Annotated in this window: 15 protein-coding genes; 9 read left to right on the forward strand and 6 right to left on the reverse strand. The window is 60.1% G+C overall.

Going from position 1 to position 14,894, the window contains the following annotated elements:
• The first annotated feature begins 1 nt into the window (after window position 1).
• Together KJS28_RS03840 and KJS28_RS03845 are read left to right on the forward strand one after the other, a co-directional pair.
• Window positions 2-703, forward strand: coding sequence for a P-II family nitrogen regulator (locus tag KJS28_RS03840; protein ID WP_213541807.1), 702 nt, complete (start codon window positions 2-4; stop codon window positions 701-703).
• A 193-nt stretch (window positions 704-896) separates the two neighbouring features.
• Window positions 897-2,336: an aminoacyl-histidine dipeptidase gene (locus KJS28_RS03845; RefSeq protein WP_213541808.1), complete on the forward strand. Its 1,440-nt coding sequence runs from the start codon at window positions 897-899 to the stop codon at window positions 2,334-2,336.
• A 71-nt stretch (window positions 2,337-2,407) separates the two neighbouring features.
• Here the strand turns inward: KJS28_RS03845 and KJS28_RS03850 are convergent, their stop codons facing one another.
• The 4 genes from KJS28_RS03850 to KJS28_RS03865 are packed head-to-tail and all read right to left on the reverse strand — an operon-like array spanning window position 2,408 to window position 6,674.
• Window positions 2,408-3,328, reverse strand: a complete 921-nt coding sequence (locus KJS28_RS03850) for a DMT family transporter (protein ID WP_213541809.1) — start codon at window positions 3,326-3,328, stop codon at window positions 2,408-2,410.
• A 31-nt stretch (window positions 3,329-3,359) separates the two neighbouring features.
• Window positions 3,360-4,019, reverse strand: coding sequence for a glycerol-3-phosphate acyltransferase (locus tag KJS28_RS03855; RefSeq protein WP_213541810.1), 660 nt, complete (start codon window positions 4,017-4,019; stop codon window positions 3,360-3,362).
• Entirely contained in the window at window positions 4,012-5,340 is a 1,329-nt protein-coding gene (gene der / locus KJS28_RS03860; RefSeq protein ID WP_021859137.1) for a ribosome biogenesis GTPase Der, read from the reverse strand. Before der ends, KJS28_RS03855 begins: the two co-directional genes overlap by 8 nt.
• Before the next feature lie 5 nt (window positions 5,341-5,345).
• Window positions 5,346-6,674 carry a DUF512 domain-containing protein gene (locus tag KJS28_RS03865; RefSeq protein ID WP_213541811.1) on the reverse strand — a complete coding sequence of 443 codons (1,329 nt, stop codon included), beginning with the start codon at window positions 6,672-6,674 and terminating at the stop codon, window positions 5,346-5,348.
• A gap of 216 nt (window positions 6,675-6,890) precedes the next feature.
• Here KJS28_RS03865 and ylxM point away from each other — a divergent pair, with 216 nt between their 5' ends.
• The 4 genes from ylxM to KJS28_RS03885 all read left to right on the forward strand — a co-directional run bounded on the left by ylxM (window position 6,891) and on the right by KJS28_RS03885 (window position 9,209).
• Window positions 6,891-7,256, forward strand: coding sequence for a YlxM family DNA-binding protein (ylxM, locus tag KJS28_RS03870; RefSeq protein WP_021859135.1), 366 nt, complete (start codon window positions 6,891-6,893; stop codon window positions 7,254-7,256).
• Between the two features lie 3 nt (window positions 7,257-7,259).
• A complete protein-coding gene (gene ffh, locus KJS28_RS03875) occupies window positions 7,260-8,645 on the forward strand; it encodes a signal recognition particle protein (RefSeq protein WP_213541812.1) in 1,386 nt (461 codons plus the stop codon).
• A gap of 78 nt (window positions 8,646-8,723) precedes the next feature.
• Entirely contained in the window at window positions 8,724-8,963 is a 240-nt protein-coding gene (rpsP, locus tag KJS28_RS03880; protein ID WP_021859133.1) for a 30S ribosomal protein S16, read from the forward strand.
• 15 nt (window positions 8,964-8,978) lie between these two features.
• A complete protein-coding gene (locus KJS28_RS03885; RefSeq protein WP_021859132.1) occupies window positions 8,979-9,209 on the forward strand; it encodes a KH domain-containing protein in 231 nt (76 codons plus the stop codon).
• Window positions 9,210-9,380: 171 nt separating this feature from the next.
• Here KJS28_RS03885 and pepF read toward each other — a convergent pair whose 3' ends face one another.
• Window positions 9,381-11,180 carry an oligoendopeptidase F gene (gene pepF / locus KJS28_RS03890; protein ID WP_213541813.1) on the reverse strand — a complete coding sequence of 600 codons (1,800 nt, stop codon included), beginning with the start codon at window positions 11,178-11,180 and terminating at the stop codon, window positions 9,381-9,383.
• 141 nt (window positions 11,181-11,321) lie between these two features.
• Between pepF and KJS28_RS03895 the strand changes: the two genes are divergently transcribed.
• Window positions 11,322-11,783 (forward strand): spore coat protein CotJB, encoded by a 462-nt coding sequence (locus KJS28_RS03895; RefSeq protein WP_021859130.1) that lies wholly within the window; start codon window positions 11,322-11,324, stop codon window positions 11,781-11,783.
• A complete protein-coding gene (locus KJS28_RS03900; RefSeq protein ID WP_213541815.1) occupies window positions 11,783-12,379 on the forward strand; it encodes a manganese catalase family protein in 597 nt (198 codons plus the stop codon). Before KJS28_RS03895 ends, KJS28_RS03900 begins: the two co-directional genes overlap by 1 nt.
• Window positions 12,380-12,432: 53 nt before the next feature.
• On the opposite strand, the gene KJS28_RS03905 is transcribed toward KJS28_RS03900, so the two are convergent.
• Entirely contained in the window at window positions 12,433-13,671 is a 1,239-nt protein-coding gene (locus KJS28_RS03905) for a 6-phosphofructokinase (protein ID WP_213541816.1), read from the reverse strand.
• 177 nt (window positions 13,672-13,848) lie between these two features.
• Between KJS28_RS03905 and fba the strand changes: the two genes are divergently transcribed.
• Window positions 13,849-14,817 carry a class II fructose-1,6-bisphosphate aldolase gene (fba, locus tag KJS28_RS03910; RefSeq protein ID WP_213541817.1) on the forward strand — a complete coding sequence of 323 codons (969 nt, stop codon included), beginning with the start codon at window positions 13,849-13,851 and terminating at the stop codon, window positions 14,815-14,817.
• The last annotated feature ends 77 nt before the right edge of the window (window positions 14,818-14,894 follow it).

Genomic DNA, 14,894 nt, shown 5'->3' on the forward strand with positions numbered 1-14,894 from the left:
TATGAAGCGACTGTATTTGATGATCACCATTACCAACCGGGTGATGGGCTCCAAGCGATTTGTGGATTTCTACCGGGCCTTCGGCGCACCGGTGGTGTTTACGGCGCTGGGCCGTGGGACTGCCAGCGATGAGGTACTGAGCTATCTGGGTCTGGAGGCCACAGAGAAGTCCGTGATGCTGTCGGTGGTGACGCCGGCGTGCAAGGAGGTGCTGATGAAGGAGTTGGTCAGCACCATGCACCTGACCAACCCCGGCACCGGCATTGCCATGTGCCTGCCTTTGAGCAGCATCGGCGGGCGGACGGCCATGAACTATTTGATTACCGGCAACCCGGAGGCGGAGCCGGATGTGGAAGTGAAGGAGGATGAGAGCATGAAGGATGCAGCGTATCAGCTGATCGTGGCCATTGCCAATCAGGGCTACACCGACACGGTGATGGGAGCCGCTCGCAGCGCAGGAGCCCACGGCGGCACCATTCTGCACGCCAAGAGCACCGGCGCCGAGGATGCCGGGAAGTTCTTTGGAATGTCCATTGCCGAGGAGCGGGAGATCATCCTCATGGTGGTGCCTACCGGCGACAAGAACACCGTGATGCAGGCCATCATGGCCCAAGCGGGGGCGCATACCGAGGCGCAGGCCGTGACCTTCTCGGTGGCGCTGGAGGATGTGGCGGGGCTGTACCACATCAACGCCGACGAATAAGAGGCGGCGAGGGGCAATCTCCAATCAAGCGGCGCAAGGCCGCGCCGTCTGTGGGTGGCCCTTAGAAAAAGCTTTAGATGTTTTAGCGTGAAAGCTGCCGGGAGGAGAGTCCCGGCAGTTTTTCTCTTGTCAAATCCGGCGGCAGGGGGTATACTAAGGGTGATATCCCATACAGAGAAAAGGAGCGATGTATATGGCAGTTCTGGAGCATCTGGAGCCGGGACGGGTATTTCACTTTTTTGAGCAGATGAGCGCTATTCCCCGCGGTTCGGGCAACACCAAGGCCGTCAGCGACTGGCTGGCGGAGTTTGCCAGGGAGAGGGGCCTGCGGTATCAGCAGGATGCGCTGAACAACATCATCATCTTTAAGGACGCCTCCGCCGGGTACGAGGGGGCGGAGCCGGTGATTTTGCAGGGTCACATGGACATGGTGTGTGAAAAGGCGCCGGACTGCGGCAAGGACATGACCCGTGAGGGGCTGGATCTGGCCATCGACGGAGATTTTGTCTATGCCAAGGGGACCACGCTGGGCGGCGACGACGGCATCGCCGTGGCCATGGCGCTGGCGGTGCTGGACGACGAGAGCCTGCCCCATCCTCCCATTGAGGCGGTCATCACCGTGGACGAGGAGACGGGCATGGACGGGGCCATGGGCATTGACGTGTCCGGCCTGAAGGGCCGTCGGATGCTGAATATCGACTCTGAGGACGAGGGCGTGTTCACCGTCAGCTGTGCCGGAGGCGCTCGGATGGACTGCGTGCTGCCGGTGCGGCGGGAGGTCTTTGCGGCTCCTGTGCAGCGCATTACCGTTCAGGGGCTGGTAGGCGGCCACTCCGGCACGGAGATCGACAAGGGCCGGGGCAACGGCGTTCAGCTGATGGGCCGTGTGCTGGCCTCTGTGGCGGAGGAGACGGAGCTGCGGCTGGTGGAGGTCTGCGGCGGTCTGAAGGACAACGCCATTCCCACCGGCGCACAGGCGCTGATTTCCGCCAACGCCGAGGTCACCGCCGAGGTCTGCCGCCGCATGACGCAGTCCCTGCGGGAGGAGTACCGGGTGACGGATCCCGACGTAGAGGTAACGGTGGAGCCTGCCGAGACGGCCATGCTGCCTATGGACGCAGTGTCCACCCGCCGGGCGGTGTGCCTGCTGGTGTGCCACCCCAACGGCGTACAGGTCATGAGCGCCGACATCCCCGGTCTGGTGCAGACCTCCCTGAACATGGGCATCCTCACCACCGGCGAGACGGCGGTGCATCTGTCCAGCAGCGTTCGCAGCAGCGTGGAGAGCCAGAAGCAGATGCTGCTCCAGCGCATCGCCTGCCTGACGGCGGAGCTGGGCGGGGAGACCTCCACCCGTGGGGAGTACCCCGGCTGGGCCTATCTGCCGGATTCTCCGCTGCGGGATCTGATGGTGGAGGTGTTCACCGATCAGTACGGCTATGAACCCAAGGTGGAGGCCATCCATGCCGGTCTGGAGTGTGGGCTGTTCTCCGCCAAGCTGCCGGGGCTGGATTGCGTGTCCTTCGGACCGGATCTGAAGGAGATCCACACCTTCCGGGAGAAAATGTCCATCTCCTCCGTGCAGCGGGTCTGGAAGATGCTGGTGGAGCTGCTGCGCCGCATGAAGCCCTGAAAGGGAAGAAGTGAATAGAGAAACGCCCTCCGGCCATGCCGGAGGGCGTCTTTTGTTGATTTGTAAAGGCCTTACTGGAGCTGCTTGGCCTTTTTGGCGGGGAACTGGACCTGCGCCAGCACCACGGCAATGAACATCAGAGCACAGCCGATATACTCCCGCAGGGACATCTGCTGGTGCAGGATGATGGCACCGGCGATGACGGCGAACACGCTCTCCAGACTCAGCAGGATGGTGACCACCGTGGGGTTGGAATCCTTCTGGGCCAGAATTTGCAGGGTGTAGCCCACGCCGCAGGAGAACACGCCCACGTACAGCAGGGGCAGGATGCACTCCCAAAGGACGTGGAAGTCAATGGTGTCGAAGATCAGGGCCAGAATGGTGGACCAGATAGCGGCGAACAGGAACTGCAGGCAGGAGAGCTTCACGCCGTCGCAGCGGGCGGTGAAGTGGTCAATGAGGAGAATGTGTACGGCAAAGCACACAGCGCACACCAGCACCAGCAGGTCGCCGGGGGCCAGAGAGAAGCCGCCCTTGATGCACAGCAGGTACAGGGATACCACGCTCAGCACCACGGCGATCCACACCGGGCCGCTGACCTTCCGGCGGAAGAACAGACCGAACAGGGGAACCAGCACCACATACAGCGCCGTGATGAAGCCCGCCTTGCCGGCGTCGGTGCCGGCCACCAGACCCGCCTGCTGGAAGTTGGAGGCGACGGCCAGAGCGGTGCCGCAGCAGAGGCCGCCCAGCCACAGCTGCTTGCGGGAGGCCTTCTTTTCCTCCGCCGTGGGCTGGGGCCGGTCCTTCCGAGTGGTGTTCATGACGGCGATCACCACCAGCAGAGACAGTACGGCGATGAAGTAACGGGTGCCGTTGAAGGTGAAGGCCCCCATGGAGTCGGCGCAGATATCCTGCGACACGAAGGAAGTACCCCAGATAAAGGCCGCCAGAATGGGGAATACCACCTGACGCATTTGGTTGTGTTTCATGTGCTTGGTTCCTTTCTGTTTATTCTCTCTCTTATTTAGGCGGATCCTTGCCCTCCGTGGGGTTGACGTGCCACTTGAATTTTTTCTCCGTTCCGTGGAGAAGGCGCTGGATATTTTCCCGATGACACCAGACCACCAGAGCCGCCACCGCCAGACACAGACCGGTGTAGAGCCAGTTGTGGCCATAGACGAAGTACACGGTAATGGGGGCGCTGCAGGTGGCGGTGATGGAGGCCAGCGAGACGTATCGGGTGGTGAGCCACAGCAGCAGGAACAGCGCCCATGCCACGGCGGCCACCCGCCAGTTCAGCAGCAGCACCAGCGTGCCGCCGGAGAGGATGCCCTTGCCGCCTCGGAGACCGTAGAACACCGGGAAGATGTGGCCCAGTTCACAGCCGAGGCCCGCCAGAAGCGTACCCAAGGTGCCGTCCCAACCCAGACAGCGGAAGAAGAAGCTGCCCAGCAGGCACGCCGCCACGGTCTTGCCCATGTCGCAGGCGATGACCAGCAGGGCGTATTTGGCGCCGTAGGTGCGATAGAAATTGGTGAGACCGGCGTTGCCGCTGCCGTGCTTGCGGACGTCGTCCCGGATGATGAAGTGGGATACCATGAAAGAGCCGTTGAAGCAGCCGAAGAAGTAGGACAGCAGCATCACCAGCAGTACGGCGAAGGCTACAGTCACGTTATGCATCTTCTTCTCCCTTCTGACGGATGCTCATGATGATGGGCGTACCCTCCAGCCCGAACACGCTGCGGATCTGATTTTCCAGATACCGGCGATAGGAGAAGTGGAAGAGCTTTTTATCGTTGCAGAACACCACAAAGTGGGGCGGGCGGATGCCCACCTGCGTCATATAATAGATCTTCAGGCGGCGGCCCTTATCCGTGGGGGGCTGCACACGGGTCTGTGCATCCGCCAGAACGGAGTTGAGCATACCGGTGGTGATCCGCATGGAGGACTGCTCCCGGACATAGTTGATGAGCTCGAAGAGACGGGTGACACGCTGGCCGGTCAGGGCGGAGATGAACACGATGGGGGCGTAGGTCATATAGCTCAGGTCCCGGCGGATATCCTCCCGCATCCGGTCCATGGTCTTGTCGTCCTTTTCCACCAGATCCCACTTGTTCACCACGATGATACAGGCCTTGCCGGCCTCGTGGGCCAGACCCGCCACCTTGGTATCCTGCTCCGTGACGCCGTCCTGTGCGTCGATCATGATGAGGCACACATCGCTGCGCTCGATGGCCATGGTGGCCCGCAGGACACTGTATTTTTCGATGTTGTCGTCCACCTTGGACTTTTTCCTCATTCCGGCGGTGTCGATGAAGTTATACTTACCGGTCTCGTTTTCAAAGTAGCTGTCGATGGCGTCCCGTGTGGTGCCGGCCACGTTGCTGACGATGACCCGCTGCTGGCCCAGGATACGGTTGGTGAGGGAGGACTTGCCCACATTGGGCTTGCCGATGATGGCCACCTGAATGACGTCGCTGTCCTCTTCCTCCTCGTCCTCCGGGGGGAAGTATTGCAGGCAGGCATCCAGCAGGTCGCCGGTGCCGTGGCCGTGGACGGCGGACACGGCGATGGGGTCGCCCAGACCCAGATTGTAGAACTCATAGAAGTCCGGGTCTACGGCGCCGGTGGAGTCCATCTTGTTCACTGCCAGCACGATGGGCTTCTTAGAGCGCTGGAGCATCCCGGCCACCTCCTGGTCGGCGGCGGTCATGCCGGTCTTGATGTCGGTAACGAAGATGATGACGTTGGCGTTGTCGATGGCGATCTGAGCCTGCTCCCGCATGAAGGCAAGGATCTGGTTGTCGGTATTGGGTTCGATACCGCCGGTATCCACCAGGCGGAACTTGCGGCCGTTCCAATCGGACTCCCCGTAAATGCGGTCACGGGTGACACCGGGAGTGTCCTCCACGATGGACAGACGCCGACCGATGATCTTGTTGAACAGCATGGACTTGCCCACGTTGGGCCGTCCGACGATGGCAATCAAGGGTTTGGACATGGGTATCAGCTCCTTCCGTTGTCCTGCCGGCTTTCCGCCGGGGCAAAGAGGGCGTCGGCCAGATCGAAGCCGTCCAGACCCACCACCTGTACGGGGCGGTCCAGCTCCTGAGACAGACGCTCTACTGTATAATCATCCAGAAATACCGTTTCACCGTGCCGCAGCATATGCAGCGGGATCAGCACCCGGTCTCCCAGCGGCCGCTTTTGCAGCTGGGCGGAGATGTCCTGTCCCGTCAGCAGGCCCGCCACGTCGATGGTGTGGCCGAAGAAGTCGTTGTCGATGGCCACCACCTCGCCCCGGAGGTCGGGAAAGCGGGCCTGTGCCTGCTGCACCAGTCCCGTCAGGAAGGGGGCCGCCGCCGTGCCGGTGGCGATGGTGAAGGAGGAAAATTCCTCCGGTACATCCACCGTATCCAGCGCTGCCAGAAAATCGTCCCCCAGCGAGCGCAGCATCCCCACGCCGTTTTCCAGCTGGCGGTAGCCCTCGTAGTAGTCCTCCTCCGGCAGGGGGCGGCCCGCCCGCAGGAACAGCTCGTCGGCGCAGAAAAAGCGCCGGGTGCCGAAGCGCTCCAGATTCTCCCGGCCGAATTCGTCTGCGATGTCGATGATCTCGGCGGCGGTGGCGGCGTCCACGGGGCGCAGCTTGGCAAGGCCCTTGCGGTACTTGGTGATGCCCACCGGCACCAGCGAGCAGCTGGAGAACTCCATCTCCGTCAGGTCCCGCAGGGTGCGGCGCAGCTGGTCGCCGTCGTTCCAGCCGGGGCAGATGACGATCTGCCCGTTCATGACGATGCCGGCCTCACAGAACCGGCGCATATACTCCAGAGAGCGCACGGCGTTCTTGTTGCCCAGCATGGTGCAGTGGAGCTGGGGGTCCGTGGTGTGGACGGAGACGTTGATGGGGCTGATGCGCAGGTCGATGATGCGCTGGGCCTCCCGTTCCGTCAGGTTGGTGAGGGTGATATAGTTGCCCTGCAGAAAACTCAGCCGGGCGTCGTCGTCCTTAAAATAGAGGGTCTGGCGCATTCCGGGGGGCATCTGGTCCACAAAGCAGAACACACAGTGGTTGGCGCAGCAGCGCATTTCGTCCATCAGATAGGTGTCGAAATTCAGCCCAAGATCCAGGCCCTCTTCCTTTTTGATCTGTACATTCCGCACGGAACCGTTGGGCTCCAGCAGCTCCAGCCGGCATTTGGCATCGTATCCGTAGAAGCGGTAGTCCAGCACGTCCACGATCTCGTGGCCGTTGATGGTCAGCAGCTTCTCTCCGGGCCGGACCCCCGCCCGCTGGGCCGGGCTGCGGTGATCCACAGAGGTGATAACAGTACTCATGGGTTCATTCCTTCATATTTCACATTAGCATCCAGTCTATTATAGCCAAACCAACGGAATTGTGCAAGCAAAATGCAGAATTATTCCATGAAAAATACCAGCAGCAGTAGAGGAAAAACTTTCGTTTGCCGCAAAATTCACCTTGACAAGAGGGGAAGAATAGGGTATGATAGTCATGCTTGTAAAGCAAATCGACTTTACATAGGAGGGATCTTCGTGAAAAACCAGACCTATCGCATGACGATGCTGTTCGATTTTTATGGGGAGATCCTCACGGACCGGCAGAAGGAGTTCTTTGATCTTTACTACAATGAGGATCTGTCACTGGCGGAGATCGCTGAGAACTACGGCATCTCCCGGCAGGGCGTCCGGGACGTCATTGTCCGGGCGGAGGCCGCCATGACGGAGCTGGAGGATAAGACGGGTCTCATCCGGCGCTTCATGCAGATGCAGAAGAAGGTGCAGGGCATTGAGGACGCCGCCAAGGAGATCAGAACTATCAACTACCGGCAGTATGAGAATCCGGAGCTGGAACGGCTGACGGCGCAGATCTGCGAATATGCCGCCGCTCTGAGGGAGTAAGCTATGGCATTTGAAGGACTTTCCGAAAAACTCAACGCCGCATTCAAAAAGCTCCGTGGCAAGGGCCGTCTCACCGAGGCGGATGTCCGGGAGGGGATGCGTGAGGTGCGGCTGGCGCTGCTGGAGGCGGACGTCAGCTATAAGGTGGTCAAGGATTTTGTGGCGCAGGTCACAGATCGCTGTGTAGGCGCAGATGTGCTGGACAGCCTGACCCCCGGTCAGCAGATCGTCAAGATCGTCAACGAGGAGCTAACGGCCCTGATGGGCGGCTCCAACGCTCGGCTGACCTTTGCCTCCAAGGGCCCCACCATTGTGATGATGGTGGGTCTGCAGGGTGCCGGTAAGACCACCAACGGCGCCAAGCTGGCGGGCCTGATGCGCCGACAGTTCGGCAAGCGGCCGTTGCTGGTGGCCTGCGATGTGTACCGTCCGGCCGCTATCAACCAGCTGCAGGTAGTGGGCAAACAGTTGGATATCCCGGTGTTTGAAATGGGTCAGGCGGACCCGGTACACATTGCCGAGGAGGCCGTCAAGTACGCCAGGGACCACGGCAACGACATGGTCTTTCTGGATACCGCAGGACGGCTGCATATCGATGAGGCCCTGATGGACGAGCTGAAGGCCATCAAGGCGGCGGTGAAGCCCACAGAGATCCTGCTGGTGGTGGATGCCATGACCGGTCAGGATGCGGTGAATGCCGCCTCCGCCTTTGACGAGGCGCTGGGTATCGACGGTGTGCTTCTCACCAAGCTGGACGGCGACGCCCGTGGCGGTGCAGCGCTCTCCATCCGGGCGGCCACCGGCAAGCCCATCAAGTTCGTGGGTACCGGCGAGAAGCTGGACATGATCGAGCTGTTCCATCCGGAGCGCATGGCCTCCCGGATCCTGGGCATGGGCGATATGCTGACCTTCATCGAGAAGGCGGAGCAGCAGTACGACGAGAAGCAGGCCAAGAAGCTGGAGGAGAAGCTCCGCAAGAACCGACTGACGTTGACGGACTATCTGGATCAGATGGAACAGCTGCAGAACATGGGCGACCTGAGCCAGATCGCCGGGATGCTGCCGGGGAATCTGGGCAAGCAGCTGGATGCCAGCCAGATCGATGAAAAACAGATGGCCCACACCAAGGCCATCATCCTCTCCATGACGCCGCTGGAGCGGGAGAATCCCCAGATCCTCAACGCCAGCCGCAAACGGCGCATCGCCGCAGGCTGCGGCTTGCAGGTGGTGGATGTGAACCGGCTGCTGAAGTCCTTCGAGATGCTCCAGCAGCTCACCAAGTCCATGAGCAAGGGACGCTTCCGGGGGATCCCCGGCATGGGCGGAATGCCCGGTATGGGTGGCCGTGGAAAAATGCAGGGCTTCGGGCGTAAGAAGCGGCTGAAGTGACCGGCGCAAAGACCGTAAATAAGTGCAGGAGCATTTATCAAATACAATTCTATTTTACATTATTGGAGGAAAAACATCATGGTTAAGATCAGACTGAGAAGAATGGGCGCTAAGAAGGCTCCTTACTATCGTGTGGTAGTGGCGGATTCCCGCTATCCCCGTGACGGCCGTTTCATCGAGGAGATCGGCACCTACAACCCCTGCGTGTCTCCCGCTGAGATCAAGATCGACGCTGACCGGGCCCGTGAGTGGATCAAGACCGGTGCTCAGCCCACTGAGACCGTTCGTGCTCTGCTGAAGAAAGTCGACGTTCAGTAAAGCGGAGGCAGAGGCATGAAGGAGCTGCTGCTCTACATCGCCAGAAGCCTTGTTCAGCATCCCGATCAGGTCACTGTGACGGAGGTAGAAACCGGCGATGAGCTGACGCTGGAGCTGCGTGTGGCCCCGGAGGATATGGGCCGGGTCATCGGCCGTCAGGGCCGCATCGCCAAGGAGATCCGTACCCTGATCCGCTCCTACGCACAGCGCACCGGCGTGAAGGCTTCGGTGGATATTGTAGACTAAAGGGAAGGCACATCCCGTCAAATCGTGTAAAACTCCCCCTGCGCCATATGGCGCAGGGGGAGTTTTGGTATGAGGTTTGGATGAGATCATTCCGAAAGGCATCCCCCATTCTGCCGGGGCAGCGGAATGGGGGATGGTCATAGGTCGGGATAGCTGTGCAGGAAAACTGCTTTACAGCAGCTCTGCCAGCTCGTCTACCAGCTCACCAAACAGGGCCAGAGCGCTGTTGACGGGCTCCGGAGAACTCATATCCACGCCGGCGATCTTCAGCAGGCTGATGGGGTCGGTGCTGCAGCCGCCGGAGAGGAACTTCTTATAGTCCGCCACGGCGGGAGCGCCCTCCTTGAGGATGCGGTTGGCGATGGCAACGGCGGCGGAGAAACCGGTGGCGTACTGGAACACATAGTAGTTATAGAAGAAGTGGGGGATTCTGGCCCACTCCAGAGCGATCTGGTCATCGGAGATCATATCCGGGCCGAAGTAGAGCTTATTGAGTTCATGATACTTCCTGCACAGGGCGTCCGCCGTCAGGGCCTCGCCGTTTTCGGCCATCTTGCCCATGGCCAGTTCGAACTCAGCGAACATGGTCTGGCGGTACACGGTACCCTTGAACTGATCCAGGAAGTGGTTGATGAGATAGGCACGCTGCTTCTTGTCGGTGGTCTTGCTCAGCAGGTGGCGCATCAGCAGTACCTCGTTGCAGGTGGAGGCCACCTCGGCTACGAAGATGACATAGTCGCTGGTGCTGATGGGCTGATACTTGCAGCTGTGGTAGCTGTGCAGGGCGTGGCCCATTTCGTGGGCCAGCGTGAACTGGCAGTCCAGATTGTTCTTGTGGTTCAGCAGCACATAGGGGTGGGGACGGCTGATGCCGGAGGAATAGGCGCCGCCACGCTTGCCCACGTTCTCGTAGACGTCGATCCAGCGGTTGTTGAAGCCCTCCTTCAGCAGAGCCACATAGTCATCGCCCAGCACATGGAGGGCCTCCAGCACGGTCTCCTTGGCCTGCTCATAGGTGATCTCCTTGTCGGCGTCCGCCACAATGGGGGTATAGACGTCGTACATATGCAGCTCGTCCACGCCCATGACCTTTTTTCGCAGGGCCACATAGCGGTACATCTTATCCAGATTGCCGTGGACTGCCTCAATGAGGTTCAGATACACCGGCACCGGCACCTCGGTGGCGTCCAGAGATGCCTGAAGGGTGCTGTCGTAGTGGCGGGCGTTGGCGAAGAAGCACAGCTGCTTGAACTGGCCGTCCAGCGTGGCGGCCACGGTGTTCTTATACTGGCCCAGCGCCTTGTAGTAGGTCTCGAAGGCACGGCGGCGCAGTTCCCGGTCGGGGCTCATCAGCATGGGGACGAAGGTGGCGTCCGTCAGCTGATGGGCATTGCCGGCCTCGTCCACCACGTCAGGATAGACCATATCGGCGTTGCGGAACACGCTGGCTACGTTCTCGGAGGCGTTGGCCATCTCGCCGGCGGAGGCCAGCAGCTTCTCCTCGGCAGGGGAGAGGATATGGGCCTTGCGGCGGCGGATCTGATACAGGCTGCGGCGGTAGGTCTCCAGCTCCGGCTGGGCGGTGTAGAACAGATTCAGGGTATCCTCCGGGATCTCCATGATCTCCGGGGTGGCGAAGGCGGCGGCGCTGGAGATGGTCACCAGCGTGCTCATGGCTTTGCCGCGCATATCCTGATAGAAACTGTTGCCGGTGTCCTCGTCGCCCTTGCAGCTGGCGTAGCCATACAGGCGGCTCAACCGCTCCTCCACCTGATCCTGGAGCCGGAACCATGCCAGCAGGTCCTCGGCACTGCGGCCCAGCGTGCCACGGAAGGCGGCGATCTGCTTCGGGAGGGCCTTCAGGGCTTCGTATTCTTCATTCCAAGCCTGATCGCTTTCATACAGGTCCTTCAGGTTCCATGTGTATTCCTCCGGAACCTCACTGCGCTGGGGGATGATCTGGTTTGCCATATCTGATTCCTCCTATGATAAAGATACGTTAGAGACATTATACCATAAGTTTCCGAAAAGGGAAGTCCCCAGTTTCACGGCGGTGGCATAGAATGGGATGAGCCGCTTGGCTCACACATGACCTGTGAGGAGGAAGGACTCTTGTACACAGAAATCACCAACGCTGCGGCGGAGAATAAGTGCCCGGAGGGGAAGGGGCAGCTGCCGGGACGGTGCGCCGCTATGGCGTTTCCCTTTGTGGCTATGCAGGGGCAGGACCCCAAGCGCTACGATCAGCGGGAGGCCTTGCAGCAGGGGACGCTGTTCCCCGGACTGGACCTGCCGTTTCATAAGGAGCTGAAAAGCCGGTTCCCGGCGGCCAACACGGCGCTGTCAGAGCTGATGGCACTGGATTTCGCCATCGACGAGCTGGGGCTGTATCTGGTGACCCATGCCGAGGATCAGGAGGTGCTGGCCCTCTACTGGGAATATATCCGGTTGGCGCAGGAGGGGAGAGCCCGCTATGAGGCGCAGTACGGCCCCTTGACCCAGACCACCGTTACCGAGGGCGGCTACCGGTGGCTCAAGGACCCGTGGCCCTGGGATGAAGGAGGTTCGGACTGATGTTTGTCTATGAGAAGAAGCTGCAATACCCGGTACGCATCGCCAACCCCAATCCCAAACTGGCGGCCTTCATCATCAGCCAGTACGGCGGGCCGGACGGAGAGCTGGGAGCCTCCCTGCGGTATCTCAGCCAGCGCTACACCATGCCATACCCGGAGCTGAAGGCGCTGCTGACGGATATTGGTGTGGAGGAGCTGGGGCATCTGGAGATGGTGGGAACCATCGTTCACCAGCTGACCAGGAACATGACGGAGCAGGAGGTAAAGGACGCCGGCTATGAAGCGTACTTCGTGGATCACACCGCCGGGGTCTATCCCACTGCCGCCTCCGGCTTCCCGTGGAACGCCGCCTCCATGGCGGTGAAGGGGGACCTGATTGCAGATCTGACAGAGGACCTTGCAGCAGAGCAGAAGGCCCGTGTGACCTATGACAACATCCTGCGGTTGTCGGATGACCCCGACGTCAACGATGTCATCAAGTTCCTGCGGGCCCGTGAGATCGTCCATTTCCAGCGCTTCGGCGAGGGGCTGCGGCTGGCAAAGGAGAAGATGGATCAGAAGAATCTCTACTTCGTCAACCCCTCCTTCGATCAGTAGGAGAACTGCAAAAAATGTCCGGCCCTATGGCCGGACATTTTTTATGGCTGCAATTATTTTGCCAGAATTTTCTTCAGCTTGGCGAAGCGGGGGAGAGAGTCCACCTTGGGCAGATCCGGCTCACCCTGAATCAGAGGCAGGGCGTACTCGATGAACTGGTGGTTTACGCCGTTGCCCTCGGCATTGATCCACTCACGGGGGATTTTCTTCTCCACATTGGCCACCTCCATCAGAGGGATCAGCTTGGTTTTGCAGGCATAGCGGCCGTCCCGGACGCCGCGCTCAAAACCGATCATGCGGCCGTTGATGCCGTTGACGGCGTTTTCCACGGCGGCCTTGCCCGCCATAAAGGACTCCTCGATATCCGTCTCGGAGGCCAGATGTGCGCCGCAGCGCTGCAGCAGATTCAGCTCGATGCCACGGACCTTGGCGCCGGTCTCCTCCTTCAGCACCTGCGCCAGAATGGCGGCCAGACCGCCCAGCTGAGCATGGCCGAAGCCGTCATTGGCGGCTACCTTGGCCTCGGAGACGAAGCCGCCGTCCTCATAGTGGATGCCCTCGGAGACGGCGATGATGCAGCTGCCCTTTTCAGCATAGACCCGCTTCACGTCCTCGATGAACTTGGGCATACTGAAATCCGTTTCCGGCAGATAAATGAGGTCGGGACCTGCGCCGTACTCCGACGCCAGCGCCGCAGAGGCGGCCAGCCAGCCGGCGTGGCGGCCCATGATCTCCATGACCACGATCATGCCGGTGTCATAGACATGGGCGTCGTGATAGACCTCCATCATGGACGTGGCGATGTACTTGGCCGCCGAGGCGTAGCCGGGGCAGTGGTCGGTACCGAAGAGGTCGTTATCGATGGTCTTGGGTACGCCCATGACCCGGCACTCGTAGCCCACGGATTGCATATAGGTGTTGATTTTGTTGCAGGTATCCATGGAGTCGTTGCCGCCGTTATAGAAGAAGTAGCGGACGTTATGCTTCTTGAACACCTCCAGGATCCGGCGATAGTCGGTATCGTCCTTTTCCGGGTCTGCGATCTTATAGCGGCAAGAGCCCAGAGCAGAGGAGGGAGTGTATTTCAGCAGCCGCAGCTCCTCCGGGTCCTCCAGCCCCATGTCGAACAGACGGTCATTCAGCACGCCCTTGATGCCGTGCTCGGCGCCCAGCACCTGCGTGATGCAGGGGGACTTCAGCGCCGTGTCGATGACACCGTAGGCACTGGCGTTGATGACCGATGTAGGCCCGCCGGACTGTCCGATGATGCAGGCACCCTTTAATTCTTTCATGATCTATACCTCCACAGAAGAATTTTTAATCAAGCTCTATCAGTTTAGCACGGAAATGCCATAAAGTAAATGACTGGGGGTTGCAAAAAAGAAAAAGTGTGATACAATAAGCCATGGATATATTATTCCAATCATTCCGTACAAGTCAAGAACTATTTTGCTAAAGGAGCGATTTTTATGCCACTGGTCACTTCCAAGGAAATGTTTGAAAAGGCCTATAACGGCGGCTACGCCATCGGCGCTTTCAACGTCAACAACATGGAGATCGTACAGGGCATCACCGAGGCCTGCCAGGAGGAGCACGCCCCCGTGATCCTTCAGGTCAGCAAGGGCGCCCGTGCCTATGCCAACCACACTTATCTGGTGAAGCTGGTGGAGGCCGCTGTGGAGTGCTGCCCCGATATCCCCATCGTGCTGCATCTGGACCACGGTCCCGACTTCGAGACCTGCAAGAGCTGCATCGACGGCGGCTTTACCTCTGTGATGATCGACGCATCCTCCAAGCCCTTTGCCGAGAACATCGAGATCACCAAGCGTGTGGTGGAGTATGCCCACGACCACGGCGTGGTGGTGGAGGCCGAGCTTGGTACGCTGGCCGGCATTGAGGATGAGGTGAAGGTGGCCGCTCATGAGGCATCCTATACCCGTCCGGAGGAGGTGGAGGAGTTCGTGTCCAAGACCGGCTGCGACTCTCTGGCCATCGCCATCGGTACCAGCCACGGCGCCTATAAGTTCAAGCCTGAGCAGTGTACCCGCAACGAGCAGGGCATTCTGGTGCCGCCTCCCCTGCGGTTCGACGTGCTGAAGGAGGTCTCCCGCCGTCTGCCCGGCTTCCCCATCGTGCTGCACGGCTCTTCCTCCGTGCCGCAGGAGTACGTGAAGATGATCAACGACCACGGCGGCCGGATGCCCAATGCCATCGGTGTGCCGGAGGAGCAGCTGCGTGAGGCGGCCAAGCTGTCCGTGTGCAAGATCAATATCGACTCTGATCTGCGGCTGGCTATGACCGGCACCATCCGTCAGTTCATGGAGGAGCATCCCGACAAGTTCGACCCCCGTGAGTATCTGAAGCCCGCCCGTGCCAACATCAAGGAGCTGGTGCGCCACAAGCTGGTGGACGTGCTGGGCTGCGCCGGCAAGGCTTGATAGCGTCTATTGACTCATAAAAAATTCCCGGAGAACGAAGGCTCTCCGGGAATTTTTTGTGTCTCGCTGCCGACGGG

This window comes from Vescimonas coprocola, from assembly GCF_018408575.1.
Classification (GTDB): domain Bacteria; phylum Bacillota; class Clostridia; order Oscillospirales; family Oscillospiraceae; genus Vescimonas; species Vescimonas coprocola.

Bases quoted from the DNA above. Each gene is read 5' to 3' on its own strand.
- KJS28_RS03865 (WP_213541811.1), bottom strand. From the start codon at position 6,674: ATGAGTACTGTTATCACCTCTGTGGATCACCGCAGCCCGGCCCAGCGG.
- fba (WP_213541817.1), top strand. From the start codon at position 13,849: ATGCCACTGGTCACTTCCAAGGAAATGTTTGAAAAGGCCTATAACGGC.
- pepF (WP_213541813.1), bottom strand. From the start codon at position 11,180: ATGGCAAACCAGATCATCCCCCAGCGCAGTGAGGTTCCGGAGGAATAC.
- rpsP (WP_021859133.1), top strand. From the start codon at position 8,724: ATGGTTAAGATCAGACTGAGAAGAATGGGCGCTAAGAAGGCTCCTTAC.
- ffh (WP_213541812.1), top strand. From the start codon at position 7,260: ATGGCATTTGAAGGACTTTCCGAAAAACTCAACGCCGCATTCAAAAAG.
- KJS28_RS03885 (WP_021859132.1), top strand. From the start codon at position 8,979: ATGAAGGAGCTGCTGCTCTACATCGCCAGAAGCCTTGTTCAGCATCCC.
- KJS28_RS03840 (WP_213541807.1), top strand. From the start codon at position 2: ATGAAGCGACTGTATTTGATGATCACCATTACCAACCGGGTGATGGGC.
- KJS28_RS03905 (WP_213541816.1), bottom strand. From the start codon at position 13,671: ATGAAAGAATTAAAGGGTGCCTGCATCATCGGACAGTCCGGCGGGCCT.
- KJS28_RS03900 (WP_213541815.1), top strand. From the start codon at position 11,783: ATGTTTGTCTATGAGAAGAAGCTGCAATACCCGGTACGCATCGCCAAC.
- der (WP_021859137.1), bottom strand. From the start codon at position 5,340: ATGTCCAAACCCTTGATTGCCATCGTCGGACGGCCCAACGTGGGCAAG.
- KJS28_RS03845 (WP_213541808.1), top strand. From the start codon at position 897: ATGGCAGTTCTGGAGCATCTGGAGCCGGGACGGGTATTTCACTTTTTT.
- KJS28_RS03850 (WP_213541809.1), bottom strand. From the start codon at position 3,328: ATGAAACACAACCAAATGCGTCAGGTGGTATTCCCCATTCTGGCGGCC.
- KJS28_RS03855 (WP_213541810.1), bottom strand. From the start codon at position 4,019: ATGCATAACGTGACTGTAGCCTTCGCCGTACTGCTGGTGATGCTGCTG.